We start from the raw sequence: 16472 nt of genomic DNA, 5'->3' as shown, positions 1-16472 counted from the left end.
GATTATGGAACTGAATGAATTTTTTTACCAGCATTATTGGTGGTTTATTATTTCGCTGTTAGGGGCGTTGTTGGTGTTCTTACTTTTTGTGCAGGGTGGGCAGACTTTACTGACGACTATTGCCAAGAAGCCGATAGAGAAAACTATGCTCGTTAATTCTTTAGGTAGGAAATGGGAGTTTACGTTTACGACTTTGGTGGTGTTCGGAGGGGCTTTTTTTGCATCATTCCCATTATTTTATTCTACGAGTTTCGGAGGAGCATATTGGTTATGGATGGCTATTCTTTTTAGTTTTATCATACAAGCTGTTTCTTACGAATATCGTTCTCGTAAAGGGAATCTTTTGGGAACGAAAGTGTATGATATATTTTTATTGATTAACGGTGTTGTCGGAATCATTTTATTAGGAGTTGCTGTCGGTACTTTTTTCAGCGGAGCTGATTTCAAAGTTGATAAAGAAAATCTAATGGATATATATCAGCCTGTAATTTCTACGTGGGTAAATCCGTATCATGGATTAGAAGCGATAGCCGATTGGCGTAATCTTTTGTTAGGAGTGACTGTTTTCTTTTTGGCAAGAGTTCAGGCCTCGCTTTATTTTATGAATAATATTGCGGACGAAACGATCTTTAATCGTGCCCGTCGGCAAGTATTGATTAATGCAGTTCCTTTTGTCGTGTTGTTCCTTATATTTGTCGGTGCAACGCTTACAGCCGACGGTTATGAACTGAATCCTGTAAATGGAGAAGTGTTTGTGAGAAAATATAAATATTTCTTTAATTTGATAGAGATGCCTTGGGTTGCGGTTATGTTTCTGATTGGTGTCGTGTCGGTATTGTATGCAATTATACGAGCAGCATTTTCCAAGACATGGATTTGCGGTATTTGGTATAGCGGTATTGGGACAGTGTTAGTCGTTTTGAGCCTATTCTTCTTGGCAGGTTATAATAATACTCCGTATTATTCTTCTGCTGTTGATTTGCAAAGTTCTCTGACGATTTATAACAGTTCATCGAGTCTCTTTACCTTAGAAGTAATGACTGTCGTCTCTTTCTTAGTTCCTTTTGTTTTAGCTTATATTGTCTATGCGTGGAGAGCTATGGACAAAAAGCCTATTACCGAACAGGAGATGGAAAGTGGGGAACATACCTATTAGAAGTTTGTTGTATTAGAAAAACGGAATCGCCGAAAACTAAATGGTTTTCGGCGATTCCGTTTTTCTAATAACAAGTATTTATCCGATTTTTATACCCGAAAATCCCATGAAAGCCATAGCTAAAAGTCCTGCGACTACTAAAGCGATAGGAATTCCTTGCATGGCTTTAGGAACTTTAGTCGTACTCAATTGTTCCCGAATGCCGGCGAATAAAACCATTGCTAATGTAAAGCCGATAGCTGTCGAAATGGCAAATACGACAGATTCCATCAGATTATAATCTTTTTGTATTACCAAAATAGCAACTCCCAGAATAGCACAGTTGGTAGTAATCAAAGGAAGAAAGACTCCTAATGCCTGATAGAGTGGAGGTGATACTTTTTTCAGAATGATTTCTACCATTTGTACCAATGCCGCTATTACTAAAATAAAAATTATGGTTTGCATAAATTGCAGTCCGGCAGCATCCAGCAGATATTTTTGCAACAAGTATGTGACGATTGTTGCAATTGTCATTACAAATGTTACGGCAGCCCCCATTCCGATTGCAGTACTGACCTTTTTAGAAACCCCCAAAAAAGGGCATATCCCTAAAAATTGAGCCAATACGATATTATTGACGAATATGGCGGTAATGAATATAGATATATAGGTAATCATCTCTTATTTGGTTTTAAGTTTGTTAACAATGAGAATGAGATATCCCAGCACGATGAAAGCTCCCGGAGCAAGAACGAAGACTAAAGCTCCGTATTGTTCGGGGAAGATTGTAACGCTGAATATTTTTCCTGTACCTAAAAACTCCCGTACAGCACCTAAAAGAGTCAGTGCTCCGGTAAATCCCAAACCGATACCTACACCGTCGAGCATCGAATCGAATGCGTTGTGTTTTGCCGCAAAAGATTCGGCGCGACCTAAGACAATACAGTTTACTACAATTAGAGGAATAAACAATCCGAGACTTGCGTATAGTGCCGGTACATAAGCTTTCATGCACATTTCTAAAATAGTAACGAAAGCTGCGATTATCACAATAAATGCCGGAATACGGATTTTATCGGGAATAAAGTTTTTTACTAAAGATATAGCTACGTTCGAACAAATCAGAACAAATGTTGTCGCCAGTCCCATTCCCATTCCGTTTTCTGCGGATGAGGTCGTTCCCAAAGTAGGACACATCCCCAATAATAGGACAAATGTCGGATTCTCTTTAATAACTCCGTTTAGTATGATACTCATTTTATTCATAATATCATCTCCTGTTTATTTGGTATGCGCTTTATATGATGCACCGCTTTGAGCATCGGTACGATTCATATAAGCATTATAAGCTGTTTGTATGGCATCCAGAAATGCTCTTGAACTAATAGTTGCAGCAGTGATGGCATCTACACTTCCGCCATCTTTACTTACTGTCAGACGGTCGGTTGCCGGGTTCTTACCTAAAATATTTTGATTGTTTTTGTCTGTTCGAAACCACTCATCCATTTTAGAACCTAATCCCGGAGTCTCTGCATGTTTCAAAACTCTATAATTACGTATTGAACCGTCTGCATTAAATCCTACCATGATTTTTATTTCTCCTCCAAAACCCTTTTTTGTGATTGCTTCTACTGCCGCACCGACTTTTTGTCCTCCTTTTTTTGCCGGGAAAACGGTAACTTCCAAACTGTCTGCTCCGATTTTCAGTGAATATTTATCCTTGATCGGTGAATTGTCAAATTCCGGAGCTACCATTTGTATGGCTTCTATTTGCTGTTTCTGTTCTGCTTCGGCAATAGGTTTTTTGGTGATGTTGTACACATATCCCAATGCTGCTCCGACAATTAGAGTGGTGACCGTCAAGACGACAAGCATATTTAAAAATGTAGATTCTGTTTTAGCCATGTTTTACGACCTCCCCGAAACGTTTAGGTTTGACATACATATTAATTAACGGTGTGAAAGCGTTCATAATCAATATAGCGAACGACATTCCTTCAGGATAGGCAGCCCATTGGCGGATAATGATTGTCAAGAGACCGATGGCAACGCCATAAATAATCATTCCTTTGTGAGACATCGGTGATGTAACATAATCGGTAGCCATGAATATCGATCCTAACAACAGCCCTCCGGTAAGAAGTTGGGTCAGAGGATCTATGCCTATTAAAAGAGAGAAAATTGCGACGGTTGCCAATATTGACACCGGAATGTGCCATGTAATGATTTTTTTCCATAACATATAGGCAAAACCTAAAAGTAGGGCGATTGCCCCGATTTCACCGAGACTACCTCCGACGTTTCCGAGTAATAAATCTAAAGTTGTGTTTTCTATCGGCATACCTTGTTTTAACATACTAAGAGGTGTCGCACCTGTTGTCGCATCCAGATAATGTGAGTTGAATGCTTCCGGTTTTGGCCATGTTGTCATTTGTACGGGAAAAGAAATCAATAGAAATACCCTCCCTACTAATGCCGGATTGAAAATATTGTTTCCCAATCCTCCGAACGACATTTTCCCGATCCCGATAGCGACCAATGCTCCTATGATAATGATCCATACCGGAAGGTTTGAGGGGACATTGAATGCTAATAAGACCCCGGTAAGAATTGCTGATCCGTTAGAAATAGTTACTTTTCCTTTTAAAATGTATTTTTGAATCAGGTATTCGAATAAGACACATGCCAATACCGATGTAACAGTTACGATCAATGCTCCTAACCCGAAAAAATAGAGTGCTACAAGAAATGCCGGGATCAAAGCAATCAGAACGCCGTACATACATCCTTCTACAGAATTTCCGCTATGAATATGCGGTGAAGGTGATATTATAAATTTTTTATCCATAAATTAAAGAATTTCTTTTTGTTATTTTTTGACAACCCGGTTACGGATAATATTTCCGACTTTACTTTTGCCTAAACGAATAAAATCGAGTAAGGGACGGTGTGCCGGACATGTGTAGCTACATGAACCGCATTCGATGCAATCCATGACATGTTCTTTTTCCGATTTTTCCCAATCGGAAAAGTCCGATAATTTCGCTAAAAGATTAGGTTCGAGTCCCATCGGGCATACAGCTACACATTTTGCGCATCGAATACATGGATACATTTCTTTTCTTTCGGCTTCTCGATTTTGAATCAGGAGAATACCGGAACAGCCTTTTGTTGTCGGTATATCTGTCGATACTACCGCTTTCCCCATCATAGGACCTCCGGATACGATTTTTTCGGTGTCGTCAGGCAATCCTCCGGCAGCATCGATTAGTTGTCCGATAGGAGTTCCTATTCGTACTAGAAAATTAGACGGAGATTTTAACGATTTCCCTGTTACGGTTACTATACGTTCGAATAGCGGTTTATTCTTTTGTATCGCTTCATATACTGCAAATGCCGTTCCTACGTTTTGTACTACAGCTCCGGTAGAGATAGGCAATCCGCCACTTGGAACTTGACGGTGGATAATAGCATCAATTAGTTGTTTTTCACCTCCTTGCGGGTATCTTACTTTTAGTGGACAAATTGTAATTCCGGAATATGAAGACACCAGACTTTGCATCTTGGATATAGCGTCTTTTTTATTATTTTCTATTCCGATTACCGCATGTTCTACTCCAACCGCTTTTTTCAATATCATGATTCCGACGAGAATCTCTTCGGTTTTTTCCATCATCAATTGATGATCTGAAGTGAGATAAGGTTCACATTCTACGGCATTTATAATCAGTATCGATGCTTTCATCCCCGGAGGCGGAGACAGTTTTACTTGAGTAGGAAATGTTGCTCCTCCAAGTCCTACGATACCGCAATCACTGATTCGTTGTATTATTTCTTTTTCGCTAAGAGCACACTCTTTTTTCAGAGCTTTGCTACGGTCGATACTTTCTTCCCATTCATCACCTTCAACATCAATAAATATTGCCGGGCGTTTGTAACCTGACGTATCGGTAATCTGATCTATTTTTGCTACTGTTCCGGAAACAGAAGAGTGAATATTAGCGGAAACAAAACCTCCGGCTTTTGCCAATAACGTTCCCACTTTTACCGAATCACCTTTGTTTACGACAACTTGAGCCGGAGCTCCTATATGTTGTCCTAAAAGAATTACAGCTTGTTTGGGAAGAGTTGCCGTTTGTATGTTTTTTCCGGCAGATAATTTATTTTCCGGTGGATGTATTCCACCTATCCGAAATGATTTTAACATATATAATTATGTTTATAATTGGATTCTGATTTGATAATTCGTAATGGTTATTTTCAGGTTTATGTTTCGGCAGTTACCGTAGTTTCTGCCGGTTTTCGGAGAGGAAAGTTTATTGTATGAATTGCCCCGGTGGGACATACGGCTTCGCATTTACGGCATAAACGGCATTTGTTATCATCTATATATGCGAGATTATTTTCTACAGTAATCGCGTCGAATGGGCATTCTTTAGCACATTTCCCGCAGCCTATACATGCGGCAGTACAGGCTTTTCGTGCTATACCACCTTTGTCTTTGTTCATGCAACTGACAAATATACGGCGTGATTTAGGCCCTTTTTTCCTCAGTTCGATAATCATTTTAGGGCACGCTTTTACACATGCACCGCATCCTGTACATTTTTCGTCATCGATTTCGGGTAGCCCGGTTTCAGGGTTCATATGTATAGCCCCAAAAGCGCAGGCTTTTACACAATCTCCGTTTCCCAAGCATCCGAAAGAACATCCGGTGTCGCCTCCATAAAGAGCAGCTTCGATAGCACAACTTTTAGCCCCATCGTAAATATTCGTTTTCACTCTGTTGTTACAAGTGCCGTTACAACGGATTACAGCGACTTTGGGAGTACTTTCGATTACTTCTTTACCTAAAATTGCAGCAACTTTGGCCATAACGGGAGTACCCCCTACGGGGCATAGAAGTTCGTCCAATGACTCAGCTTTGACGCAAGCATCAGCGAAACCTTTACATCCGGGGTATCCGCATCCTCCGCAGTTAGCTCCCGGAAGCACCTCTTCTACTTGTCCGTTTCGAGGATCTTCGTACACCTTAAATTTTTGTGCGACAAAATACAGGATAACAGCACTTATTGCCCCGATTGCTCCAAGTGAAAAAGTCGCAATTAATACTAAATTCATGTGTTTGTTCTATTTAAAGTTTAAGTCGTTCTGTTTATTCTTTCTCCAATGTGAATATGAAATCTTTTCTTAGTTTGCTTTTACGAAAATATAGAACTGTGTAATAGGGTATTAGAGCTATAATGGATAAAATACCGGATAGCAATTCATTTACAGAAAAAGCGTATGCAATGCAAAGTATGCCGAAAAGACAAAAAAACGGATATATGATTGCCAGTTTTAAAGCCTTTCGGCTCATTGTTTCGTTTCCGACTATAAAAACACGCTCCCCTATTTTTATATTGCATCCCGAACAAACCGTTTCAATAATTTTTTCTTGTTGATCTGCTATCGTACAAGCTGCTTTGACATGACATCCTGAACATGCGGAATGTTGTATGATTTTTACATAAGCAATACCGTTTTCAATTCGTTCTACGATACCTTCGTGTTTTATAGTATTATCCATTTTGCTATCTCGACATTGCAATTATGGGGCAAATATAGGAAATTTTTATTTCTTTGTATCTTATATTCGTACAATAAATGTGTAAAAAATGACGATTTTTATTTGAGAAAATAATTTTAGCTTATATCTATATTATATTAAAAGCCAGTTTGAATTTTTTATCAGGTTATAAAAAAAAGAATCCGATTTAAGTTTAAATTTACGGTATTCCATGAAAAAATATTCGTATCTTGCAACGTTTTATTTTAATAAATGATTTATGAAAACATACTTGGTAACGGGAGCAGCCGGGTTTATTGGTGCAAATTTTGTAAAGTACATGCTTAAAAAATATGAAGATATTCATATTGTTATTTTAGATAAGTTGACTTATGCCGGTAATTTAGGGACGATAAAGACCGAATTGAAAGATCCTCGTGTAAAATTTGTAAAAGGAGATATCGGCAATGAAGAATTGGTTTCTTATATTTTTGCGGAAAATGATATTGATTATGTTGTCAATTTTGCTGCCGAGTCTCATGTAGACAGAAGTATTACAAACCCTCAGTTATTTTTACAGACGAATATTTTGGGAACTCAAAATTTGTTGGAATGTGCTAAAAAAGCATGGATGACAGGTAAAGATGCAGATGGTTATCCGACTTATCGCGAAGGTAAAAAATATTTGCAGGTATCTACTGATGAGGTATATGGATCATTAAATAAAGATTTTGTAGATCCTCAGCCTTTGGTTATTAAAGATGAAGCGGTGAAGTCTGTTGTGAAAGGACGTTCGGCAATACATACTTACGGTAAGTATTTTTTTACGGAAGATACACCTTTAGATCCGCGTTCTCCATATTCATCTTCAAAGACAGGTGCCGATTTGATTGTTAGAGCATATCATGAAACATATAAATTTCCTGTAAATATTACTCGTTGTTCGAACAATTACGGTCCGTATCATTTTCCGGAAAAATTGATACCTTTGATTATTAAAAATATTCTTGAAGGTAAAAAGCTGCCGGTATATGGTAAAGGTGAGAATGTTCGCGATTGGTTATATGTCGAAGATCATGCTAAAGCAATTGATATGGTATTGAATTCGGGAAGAATAGGAGAGGTGTATAATATAGGAGGATTTAATGAAGAACAAAATGTCAATATCGTAAAGCTGATTATCGATACTGTCGTGCGTTTAATGAAGGAAGAACCCCATTATCAAAAAGTTCTTAGAACCGATATTTCGAATATAAATTATGATCTGATTATTTATGTGGGAGACCGTTTGGGGCATGATATGCGTTATGCGATAGACCCTTCGAAAACAGCGAAAGAGTTAGGTTGGTATCCTGAAACTCCATTTACAGAGGGGATTGAGAAGACAATCCGTTGGTATCTTGAGAATCAGGATTGGGTTGAGGAAGTAGCCAGTGGAGACTATCAAAAGTATTATGAACAAATGTACGGACATAAAAATTAAAAAAAATGAAAGGGATTGTTTTGGCCGGAGGCTCTGGGACACGTTTGTATCCAATTACGAAGGGTGTTTCAAAACAGTTATTGCCGGTATATGATAAACCGATGATATATTATCCTATTTCGGTATTGATGTTAGCCGGCATTCGGGATATTTTGATTATTTCTACACCTTTCGATTTACCCGGATTCGAACGTTTGTTAGGTGATGGATCTCAGTTTGGCGTTCGTTTTGAATATGCCGAACAACCGACTCCAGACGGTTTGGCACAGGCATTTATTATCGGAGAAGAATTTATAGGTAATGATTCGGTCTGCTTGGTGTTAGGTGATAATATTTTTTACGGGCAGAGTTTTTCTGCGATGTTGCGTGCTGCTGTTGAAAATGTCGGGAACGGATATGCTACGGTATTCGGGTACAGAGTCAGTGATCCTGAACGATATGGAGTTGCGGCTTTTGATACAGAAGGAAATGTGACTTCTATTGAGGAAAAACCCGAAAAACCGAAATCTAACTATGCGGTAGTAGGACTTTATTTTTACCCGAATAAGGTTGTAGATATAGCTAAATCGATAAAACCTTCTGCACGTGGAGAACTTGAAATAACTTCGGTAAATCAAGCTTTTTTAGAAACTGGAGAGTTAAAAGTTCAGTTAATGGGACGAGGGTTTGCATGGCTTGATACGGGAACACATGATTCGCTGTTCGAAGCATCGGCTTTTATAGAAACTATCGAGCATCGTCAGGGACTGAAAGTTGCTTGTCTGGAGGAGATTGCATACAGAAAAGGATGGATCTCGAAAGAATCTGTGTTGCAACAAGCGAAACCTATGTTGAAGAATCAGTACGGGCAATATATGATTAATCTTATCAAAGATGAAGTCGATGGGGTTGGAGGCCGTTAAAATAGTCGATTTGCCTAAAATTGTAGATGCGCGCGGAAATCTTTCTTTCATAGAAGAATTTCGGCATATTCCTTTTCCTATAAAACGGTCTTATTGGGTGTATGACGTTCCTGGAGGTGAAAAGCGAGACGGGCATGCTTTTATAGAGCAGCAAGAGTTCATTGTGGCTTTGTCCGGTAGTTTCGATGTAATTCTGAATGATGGGCGGCAAGAAAAGGTATATCCTTTGAATCGGTCTTATTACGGAGTGTATATCCCTAATATGATTTGGCGCAGATTGGAAAATTTTTCCACCAATTCGTTAGCCTTGGTATTATCTTCTACATTGTATGATCCCGAAGATTATATTGAGGATTATGATCTATATTTAAAATGTCTTGAGCATGGATAATATATTTGTAATGAGTAGAGTCGGTGATTGTCAGGTGATAGAACTGGACAAACATTCTCGCCTCAATGGAAATATAACAGTGGTAGAAGACTGCATAACCGTACCGTTCGATATTCGTCGTATTTATTATTTATATGATGTTCCCGGAGGAGAAGAACGAGGAGGACATGCCCATCGTGTTTTATACCAGTTGATCGTTGCTGCCAGTGGAAGCTTTGATGTCATTTTGGATGATGGGAGAGAGCGTCGTATTGTATCGTTGAATCGTCCTTATTACGGATTATTAATCCGTCCCGGAATTTGGCGTGAGTTGAACAATTTTTCTTCGGGAGCGGTTTCTTTGGTATTAGCTTCCGAATTGTATGATGAAAATGATTATATTCGAGAATATTCCGATTTCTTAAAAGAGAAAGAGATTCCGTTGAGTAATGTCTAAAGGGGGCGCATCTTTTAACTTCCTTTTTTAATTGTAGTTTTTATGGTATTAGTCTGGGCTAATACTATTTTTGTCGAAATAGCTTTGAGAGTTTATACAACAAGTATCCCGATATTGCCCCTGCAATGGAATAGGACATTTTTGTCCCTTCAAAAAAATTTCGAATTAGTGAGTCGAAGTTTATATTATAGTTGATATGAAGACTTATCCACCATGGGATATGTGTAACAACGATACCTGTTAATAATGCATATAAAATTGTATTCGGTTTAAGGAATTTGTTGGTCATTGCACAAATAAGATAAGTCAAGGCAACAAATAGTAACCCCCATATAATTTTTGACTTAATTTCGAAAATCGTTAGACCATACGATATTAAGATCACAATTATCACAAGACCGACGATACTTATAACTCGCTTTTTCATAATCATGCTATTGGAGATTTGCAAATACCATTACAATCAAACTTTTACAATGTTTCGTTATTGCAAGAAATAGATATATTGATTTCAACATTCAATCTAAATGTACATAAAAAATTCAAATTTATATACAGATAATCTTATTATTTTATCTCCTTCAGGGATGATTTTGAATTGAATAAAATAATATTTGCAGTCGTTGTTGGAATAATTTAATAGAATAAAGAGGTGTGAGATTCAAGAACTTTTTGTACTAAAGTTCTTTGAACCTCTTTTTTTACTAATTTTGTGCTCCCAAAATTAGAAGTTATGCAAGAGCAATCTTTCCCGAAAGCTGCTGAGAGTACAGCTTTTCGAGTGTTATTGGCATTGGGCCTTTCTCATTTATTAAATGATACATTACAGTCTGTAATTACAGCTGTATATCCTTTGTTGAAAGAGAGTATGGCTTTGAGTTTTGTCCAGATCGGATTCATAACATTGGTTTACCAGATCTCGGCTTCGGTATTTCAACCGTTAGTCGGGTTTTATCTGGATAAAAAGCCTAATCCGTGGTTTTTGCCGATCGGGATGAGTTTTACTCTCATCGGACTTGTTGTTTTAGCTTTTTCGGGAACTTTGCATCAGGTTTTATTCTCTGTGTTTTTGGTGGGTATAGGATCTTCTATACTGCATCCGGAGGCGTCTCGTCTTACTTCTTTAGCTTCCGGTGGGAAGCGAGGACTTGCCCAATCGGTTTTTCAGGTCGGTGGGAATATGGGAAGTTCATTAGGCCCGTTACTTGCTGCGTTGTGTATAGCGCCTTATGGACAGCGTAATATCGTGTTTTTTGCCCTATTGGCTTTATGTGCCATAATTGTAATGATACCTATTTGCCGGTGGTACAAAAGAAAACTGAAGGCTTTACGGTTAAATAAGGATGGAATGAAAACTGAGGTTATGTCACCGTTATCTCGTAAAAAGACGATATTTTCGTTGTCGGTTTTGTTGATTTTGATTTTCTCCAAATATGTTTATTTAGCAAGTATAACCAGCTACTATACATTTTTTCTAATAGAGAAATTCGATGTAACTGTTCGTGATTCGCAATTCTTTCTGTTTGCTTTTCTGTTCGCTTCGGCACTTGGCATTCTGTTGGGAGGGCCGGTTGGAGATAAAGTAGGCCGGAAATATGTAATCTGGGCTTCTATTTTAGGAGTAGCACCTTTCAGTTTGATTATGCCTCATGCAAATCTTTTATGGACTTGTATTTTAAGTATCCTTATCGGATTGATTCTTTCTTCGGCTTTTTCTGCCATATTGGTTTATGCTCAAGAATTATTACCATCTAAACTCGGCCTGATTTCGGGGCTTTTTTTTGGTTTGGCTTTTGGAATTGCTGGAATTGCTTCGGCTGTTTTAGGAGGTTTGGCAGATAAGTTCGGAATAGAGTATGTATATCAATTGTGTGCTTATATGCCTTTATTGGGATTGATTGCTTGGTTTTTACCGGATATACGTAAGATAAAAAAATAGAGATGTATCTTTGGGTAATTATATTTGAATAATCCATTAAGATACATCTCCGAGCGAATTATTCTTTTTTAGCTCCGGCTTTAATCCATTCTTTCAGTAAAGTTATATCGTCATTTTTTAAAGAAGATAAGGTCGTATGGTTTGTTTTGGTAGCTTGAGCGTCTGTCAGTACCGTAATGATAAAACTGCTGTTTGGAAGTCCCGGTTCGACTAACATTTTATCCGGATGGGTTGAAGAAGCTTTATTTACCAAGGCATCGTAACTTTTATCTTCCGTAAGATACAAACCTCCGGCACCGCCATGACAGGCAGTACATTGGTTAAATACCTGTTCCTGGATGCGGTTATATTGTACAAGGTTTACATTCATATCAGATAGGGATATATTTGTTTCACTACCGGATAATTGTTGTTCATTGAGATTACATACCCATTTTCTGTTATTCATGATCGATACGGCAATATTCTTGGCTTCGAATGGCACATTGTGCATCAGGTAAGTACCTGAGCCTTCATCGTTTTTTTCCAGCAGTAGGGTAGTTAGCGGAGTATCCTCGTTATCACCGAAAGATGTGAGTTTCAGTTCATATTCTTCGGGCCATGCATTAACACCGAAGAAATGGAGAGTTACATTTACATTGCGTCCGCTGTACTCTTCTTCCTTGGGATATATGTCTCCACTGTCACAAGCTGAAAATGCAAGTAATCCTGCTATTATAATAAAAGAATATTTCATTTTTGGAATTTTTAAAAAGTATATTGCAACATTACTGTGGCGCTGTGCATTGCCATTCCGTTATCGTCCATGTCTCTGTCGAGTTGAGTTTCATGTCCCCAACGACCTATGTATTGGTACATTGCTTGCAATTTTAGATTACACCGAGAAAAGAAATAGTTGAGACCCACGGCAGGCATGTTCAAGCTTCCGTCTTTATCCGTTCCGTTTCTGTCAAAAAAGTCGTATCGTAAAGCTGTTTGTAGTTTGCTCGTAACAAAATATCCCCCTTGTATATAAGCTCCCCAAGCCGTAAAATCGGCTGCAGATTGCATCCGTTTAGTGAAATTCATACGCAACATATAAACCTCGCCCGATATATAAAATCGGTTTTTTAACCATGCGAATTCAAATCCGGCACGTAAATCATCGCTACTTTCGTCTTCGGCTTCTACATTATAATTTCCCGAAATGGCAAATAAAAGTTTGTTGTTGTGCAGATCGTCCGGATTTCCTTGATAGGTCGGCATCGGACCGAACGGCATATATGCAAAACGTGCGGCATATAAAAGAGATGGGATACCTTTATGATCATCGCTTGTCGTTTTGGTTGCAGTGTTTACGTCTATTCCTGTCCCATTAAATACGCCGACCTGATATCCCCATTTTTGTTTGATGAGTCCGTGTAATTCTATTCCTAAGTCGAAGCCTGTTGCAATATTGGGCTTTACGGCATTTAATGATTTGTCGAGATTGACTCCTGTGGTTAGCGATGACGGTAATACCGGGAAAAGTGTTTCTCCTAAAGTAACTAAGTAAGCCTGATTATAAGGCGTTTTAAATTTCCCTGCACGTAATTGCAAAGCCTCTTTCATTTTTACATCGAACCAAGCTTGTTGTAACAATGCTCCTCCGCTTTGGGATGCGTTCAGGGCAAAGTTGAATGTCAGTCTGCCAAATGCTCTGCCTGAAAAACCTATGATCGCATTTGGTATGGCAAATCCCGAATTTGCGACTTTATCCTGATCTGCAAGATTTAAACCTTCATCATCATAATAATTAAATTTTCCGGCTATTTGTATGAGGGCGTACGGTTTAAATAGAAATTTTTTATTTTTTGTTTGAAAGCTGAATCCTTGCCTTCCTGCCGAAGAGATTACCCCGTTATCGATGTCGTTATCATCATTATTTTGAGCTGTTACCGGAATTATTAAGAAAGAAAATAACAGCAGAGCTATACTTAGTTTTGAATAGATATATTTCATAATTTGTAGATCGTAATAAAATGAATGTTTTATAAACTTTCGATAAAAAGAATCAGTGCGTCCCGGTCTTCCTTGCTCATCCTTTTGAACAGTTCGCGCGACACGGCACCTTCACCTCCGTGCCACATGATCGCCTCTTTTAAGTTGCGTGCACGTCCGTCATGTAAGAATTCTGTATGTCCGTTAACCACCTCTTGCAAGCCTATACCCCATAATGGCGTTGTCCGCCATTCAGCTCCGGTTGCCAGACCTGCCGAAAGGTGGTCGTCTAATTCGGGCCCATATCGTGTAGAAGATAATCTGAATATGGGTGTATAACCTGATTGCAAAGCCAAGGCAGTCGAGTACCGTTAAGTAATAAAGGCGCATCTGCACGGGTGTGTAAAGTGGGCATATGGCACAAATCGCATTTCGCTTTATAGAAGTTTTCTTCACCTTTTTTTACTTCGGCGTTATTGACATATCTTCGGGCAGGTACACCTAAAGCGTGCAGATAGAAATCGACATATTCCATATCTTTCGTACTTATTTGTATCCCCTGTAATCCGTGAGGCGATTGGCTTTGGCCTTCGCAAACTTCTTCAGGATAACGGTCGTTTGTGACACCCAGATCCGAAGAAAAACCGAGTTCTACCGTCAAGTCCAAATGGTTGGCTTTATTTCCGGATACTCCGATTTTCCGTACCCCTTTTTCCGTTACATAATTTAGTTTTCCGCTGATTCCGTATTCCGGATAATTGCTTTGAGCTGCAATTTTTATGAGTTCCGTTTGGCTGAGTGCCATCATTTGTCCCATCCCTACATGACGCAACGGAATACGAGGACTTATATATAGGTCTTCGGGACGAATACTATCGGCATACCATTCGGTAACTCGATAATGCGGTGTTTGTAGTTCATATTCTTCTCCGTCCGGAAATTTGAACTTTTCTGTTGTATATGTTACAGAAAGTTTTCCTTCAGCTTGGCTACCCACAATGCTTTGATCATGCAGTACGCGCCCGTATTGGCGAAAATAACCGCCGTCTTTACGTGTTATGTAGATTAATATGGAGGAAAAGCCGTTTCCCGAACCTCCATGAGTAAACAAAGTTGATGAGGTTCTTCCTGCATTATTATGGCAGCTTCCGCAAGAATAGCCTCCATATACTGGTCCTAATCCTCCTGTAGAAGGATCGTTCCCGCTAACCCTGGGGTCATCATATAACATATCTCCATTGGTGAACATTGTTTCCAGATCGCCTGTTACCCAGTTAGCTTCGGTGTCGTATGCACGGCTGGAGGATGAGAATATTGTAGAAGTTCCGGCGGATAGTTCTTTATAACTGGCTACAGTTCCGTTCGGCTTCAGTATTACCGTGTCATCGAGAGCTTCGCTACAACTATAGAGAAGCATTGCCGGGACAATGGTCCGGGCAATGCTGAGTACAAGGGGAAACGAGAACAAATTTTTAAAAAATCTGTATTTTGTCATTTTAAGAATTCAAAAAATATTTTTAAAGGACACTTTTAATTTTTTCAAGTGATTTATTCAATTCGGCTAATTTATCCATTGCTGTATCTATTGTTGCAACTTTTCCTTTTGTGACTTGATCCCGGAAGGGTGCAGGAATGTCCCGAATCGCTTTTCTTGCATCAGAAATCGCTTTGGTTATTTCCGCATCCAAGTCACTATTTTTTGATGCTACGTAAGCTGACATGCTGGTTTCTGATTTCCGGGTTGCCGCCGGTCCTCCCAAATAAGAATTCTCAATACTGATTATGTTATTTTCATAATCGTCCAAAGAATTGAAACTATACCATGATTCTACGGCATATACATCTTGTTCGCGATAAGGATTTCCGATTTTTTGTGTTCCTACCTCATTCGCTATGTTACACAATCCGTTATCGATTATTTCTTCAAGTACTTGATTTTGAGTTTTATATTTTTGATACATGTTCGGATTTCTCAGTAATTCGGCAAATCCGTCTTCTCCTCCGGCAATTGTGATTTCATCATTTTCAATCAACTCTGCATCGCGTTGATCGCTTATTGCTTTTTCACCGTGCCATTCTGCCCAAAGACGTACGGTATCATCCAATAATTTTTTTGTTACATAATAGATGTACTCTTTTTGGCGGGAAGAAATGGATGAAATATCTCGGGGATTTCCGTTTAAGAAAATAAGATATTCAAGTGTATGAAACCCTGAATTATCTTGTGCGAAAGTTTGTTCCGCTATGTTTTGGCTACTATTTAACAACGCCTCTATATTTACTTGGTCGAGAGGCCATGAGTCTAAAGATGGGTCTATGCTGTAATTAGCTGCCGGACCATATAGAAATCCCTCGCTCAATTCCCACGGTTCACGGGCATTTCTCCATGCCGCACAAACAGCATTGAGCTGATCTTGTGTTGCTGTTTCGCTTTCGAACATAACGGTTACGGCGTCCATCAGATCCCATACTTTAGCTTTCATGTCATCGTAAGTAGGCAGTACGGTAAGATCGATATAATCATTGATAAGGGCGGTTTTAACCGGATCCATAGCCGAATCATCCACTGTGTTATCATTGTTATTATCATCGCTACATGATGATACGGCAAATGCCATAGAGCTTATGAATAAGCTCATTACTAACCAATTTTTCTTTTTCATACGTTTTGTAGAT

General features: G+C 38.8%; 16 protein-coding genes and 1 pseudogene. 6 read left to right on the top strand and 11 right to left on the bottom strand.

Going from position 1 to position 16472, the window contains the following annotated elements:
- Positions 1–4: 4 nt before the first annotated feature.
- Entirely contained in the window at positions 5–1156 is a 1152-nt protein-coding gene (locus QUE35_RS04995) for a cytochrome d ubiquinol oxidase subunit II (RefSeq protein ID WP_022602775.1), read from the top strand.
- A gap of 78 nt (positions 1157–1234) precedes the next feature.
- On the opposite strand, the gene rsxA is transcribed toward QUE35_RS04995, so the two are convergent.
- From rsxA to QUE35_RS04960, 7 genes are read right to left on the bottom strand one after another with little or no spacing between them, the layout of a single operon-like run.
- Positions 1235–1813 (bottom strand): electron transport complex subunit RsxA, encoded by a 579-nt coding sequence (gene rsxA / locus QUE35_RS04990; protein ID WP_031258911.1) that lies wholly within the window; start codon positions 1811–1813, stop codon positions 1235–1237.
- 6 nt (positions 1814–1819) lie between these two features.
- Complete coding sequence (locus QUE35_RS04985) at positions 1820–2404, bottom strand: RnfABCDGE type electron transport complex subunit E (RefSeq protein ID WP_031258912.1); 585 nt, start codon at positions 2402–2404, stop codon at positions 1820–1822.
- A 15-nt stretch (positions 2405–2419) separates the two neighbouring features.
- A complete protein-coding gene (locus tag QUE35_RS04980; RefSeq protein WP_022602779.1) occupies positions 2420–3043 on the bottom strand; it encodes an RnfABCDGE type electron transport complex subunit G in 624 nt (207 codons plus the stop codon).
- Positions 3036–3986 carry an RnfABCDGE type electron transport complex subunit D gene (locus QUE35_RS04975; RefSeq protein ID WP_009316480.1) on the bottom strand — a complete coding sequence of 317 codons (951 nt, stop codon included), beginning with the start codon at positions 3984–3986 and terminating at the stop codon, positions 3036–3038. The genes QUE35_RS04980 and QUE35_RS04975 overlap by 8 nt, the downstream gene beginning before the upstream one ends.
- Before the next feature lie 21 nt (positions 3987–4007).
- Complete coding sequence (rsxC, locus tag QUE35_RS04970) at positions 4008–5345, bottom strand: electron transport complex subunit RsxC (protein ID WP_022602782.1); 1338 nt, start codon at positions 5343–5345, stop codon at positions 4008–4010.
- Positions 5346–5404: 59 nt separating this feature from the next.
- The gene (locus tag QUE35_RS04965; RefSeq protein WP_022602783.1) at positions 5405–6259 is read right to left on the bottom strand and encodes a Fe-S cluster domain-containing protein; all 855 of its coding nucleotides are present in this window, start codon (positions 6257–6259) and stop codon (positions 5405–5407) included.
- A 34-nt stretch (positions 6260–6293) separates the two neighbouring features.
- Positions 6294–6707, bottom strand: a complete 414-nt coding sequence (locus QUE35_RS04960; protein WP_009316483.1) for a SoxR reducing system RseC family protein — start codon at positions 6705–6707, stop codon at positions 6294–6296.
- A gap of 259 nt (positions 6708–6966) precedes the next feature.
- On the opposite strand from QUE35_RS04960, the gene QUE35_RS04955 reads away from it, so the two are divergent.
- The 5 genes from QUE35_RS04955 (at position 6967) to QUE35_RS04935 (ending at position 11837) form a co-directional block, all read left to right on the top strand.
- Positions 6967–8169: a dTDP-glucose 4,6-dehydratase gene (locus QUE35_RS04955; RefSeq protein WP_022602784.1), complete on the top strand. Its 1203-nt coding sequence runs from the start codon at positions 6967–6969 to the stop codon at positions 8167–8169.
- Between the two features lie 5 nt (positions 8170–8174).
- Positions 8175–9071 carry a glucose-1-phosphate thymidylyltransferase RfbA gene (gene rfbA / locus QUE35_RS04950; protein ID WP_009316485.1) on the top strand — a complete coding sequence of 299 codons (897 nt, stop codon included), beginning with the start codon at positions 8175–8177 and terminating at the stop codon, positions 9069–9071.
- Complete coding sequence (locus QUE35_RS04945; RefSeq protein ID WP_022602785.1) at positions 9052–9462, top strand: sugar 3,4-ketoisomerase; 411 nt, start codon at positions 9052–9054, stop codon at positions 9460–9462. Before rfbA ends, QUE35_RS04945 begins: the two co-directional genes overlap by 20 nt.
- Positions 9455–9898: a sugar 3,4-ketoisomerase gene (locus QUE35_RS04940; RefSeq protein WP_022602786.1), complete on the top strand. Its 444-nt coding sequence runs from the start codon at positions 9455–9457 to the stop codon at positions 9896–9898. Before QUE35_RS04945 ends, QUE35_RS04940 begins: the two co-directional genes overlap by 8 nt.
- 733 nt (positions 9899–10631) lie before the next feature.
- Positions 10632–11837, top strand: a complete 1206-nt coding sequence (locus QUE35_RS04935) for an MFS transporter (RefSeq protein WP_022602787.1) — start codon at positions 10632–10634, stop codon at positions 11835–11837.
- A 58-nt stretch (positions 11838–11895) separates the two neighbouring features.
- On the opposite strand, the gene QUE35_RS04930 is transcribed toward QUE35_RS04935, so the two are convergent.
- From QUE35_RS04930 to QUE35_RS04915, 4 genes and pseudogenes are all read right to left on the bottom strand, one after another.
- Positions 11896–12573 (bottom strand): hypothetical protein, encoded by a 678-nt coding sequence (locus QUE35_RS04930; RefSeq protein WP_009316491.1) that lies wholly within the window; start codon positions 12571–12573, stop codon positions 11896–11898.
- Between the two features lie 11 nt (positions 12574–12584).
- On the bottom strand, positions 12585–13817 hold the full coding sequence (locus QUE35_RS04925) for a porin (RefSeq protein WP_022602788.1): 1233 nt from the start codon (positions 13815–13817) through the stop codon (positions 12585–12587).
- 29 nt (positions 13818–13846) lie between these two features.
- A pseudogene (locus tag QUE35_RS04920) lies at positions 13847–15213 on the bottom strand (di-heme oxidoredictase family protein).
- A 100-nt stretch (positions 15214–15313) separates the two neighbouring features.
- Positions 15314–16459: an imelysin family protein gene (locus QUE35_RS04915; RefSeq protein ID WP_031258913.1), complete on the bottom strand. Its 1146-nt coding sequence runs from the start codon at positions 16457–16459 to the stop codon at positions 15314–15316.
- Between the last annotated feature and the right edge of the window lie 13 nt (positions 16460–16472).

This window comes from Coprobacter fastidiosus, assembly GCF_030296935.1.
GTDB lineage: Bacteria > Bacteroidota > Bacteroidia > Bacteroidales > Coprobacteraceae > Coprobacter > Coprobacter fastidiosus.
Note: the sequence above shows the minus strand (reverse complement) of the source record. Positions and strands in the feature narration are given on the sequence as shown.

What these genes read in the sequence shown, in the direction of transcription:
- QUE35_RS04995 (WP_022602775.1), top strand. Translation starts at nt 5, where the DNA reads ATGGAACTGAATGAATTTTTTTACCAGCATTATTGGTGGTTTATTATT.
- QUE35_RS04985 (WP_031258912.1), bottom strand. Translation starts at nt 2,404, where the DNA reads ATGAATAAAATGAGTATCATACTAAACGGAGTTATTAAAGAGAATCCG.
- QUE35_RS04980 (WP_022602779.1), bottom strand. Translation starts at nt 3,043, where the DNA reads ATGGCTAAAACAGAATCTACATTTTTAAATATGCTTGTCGTCTTGACG.
- QUE35_RS04975 (WP_009316480.1), bottom strand. Translation starts at nt 3,986, where the DNA reads ATGGATAAAAAATTTATAATATCACCTTCACCGCATATTCATAGCGGA.
- rsxC (WP_022602782.1), bottom strand. Translation starts at nt 5,345, where the DNA reads ATGTTAAAATCATTTCGGATAGGTGGAATACATCCACCGGAAAATAAA.
- QUE35_RS04965 (WP_022602783.1), bottom strand. Translation starts at nt 6,259, where the DNA reads ATGAATTTAGTATTAATTGCGACTTTTTCACTTGGAGCAATCGGGGCA.
- QUE35_RS04960 (WP_009316483.1), bottom strand. Translation starts at nt 6,707, where the DNA reads ATGGATAATACTATAAAACACGAAGGTATCGTAGAACGAATTGAAAAC.
- QUE35_RS04955 (WP_022602784.1), top strand. Translation starts at nt 6,967, where the DNA reads ATGAAAACATACTTGGTAACGGGAGCAGCCGGGTTTATTGGTGCAAAT.
- rfbA (WP_009316485.1), top strand. Translation starts at nt 8,175, where the DNA reads ATGAAAGGGATTGTTTTGGCCGGAGGCTCTGGGACACGTTTGTATCCA.
- QUE35_RS04945 (WP_022602785.1), top strand. Translation starts at nt 9,052, where the DNA reads ATGGGGTTGGAGGCCGTTAAAATAGTCGATTTGCCTAAAATTGTAGAT.
- QUE35_RS04940 (WP_022602786.1), top strand. Translation starts at nt 9,455, where the DNA reads ATGGATAATATATTTGTAATGAGTAGAGTCGGTGATTGTCAGGTGATA.
- QUE35_RS04935 (WP_022602787.1), top strand. Translation starts at nt 10,632, where the DNA reads ATGCAAGAGCAATCTTTCCCGAAAGCTGCTGAGAGTACAGCTTTTCGA.
- QUE35_RS04930 (WP_009316491.1), bottom strand. Translation starts at nt 12,573, where the DNA reads ATGAAATATTCTTTTATTATAATAGCAGGATTACTTGCATTTTCAGCT.
- QUE35_RS04925 (WP_022602788.1), bottom strand. Translation starts at nt 13,817, where the DNA reads ATGAAATATATCTATTCAAAACTAAGTATAGCTCTGCTGTTATTTTCT.
- QUE35_RS04915 (WP_031258913.1), bottom strand. Translation starts at nt 16,459, where the DNA reads ATGAAAAAGAAAAATTGGTTAGTAATGAGCTTATTCATAAGCTCTATG.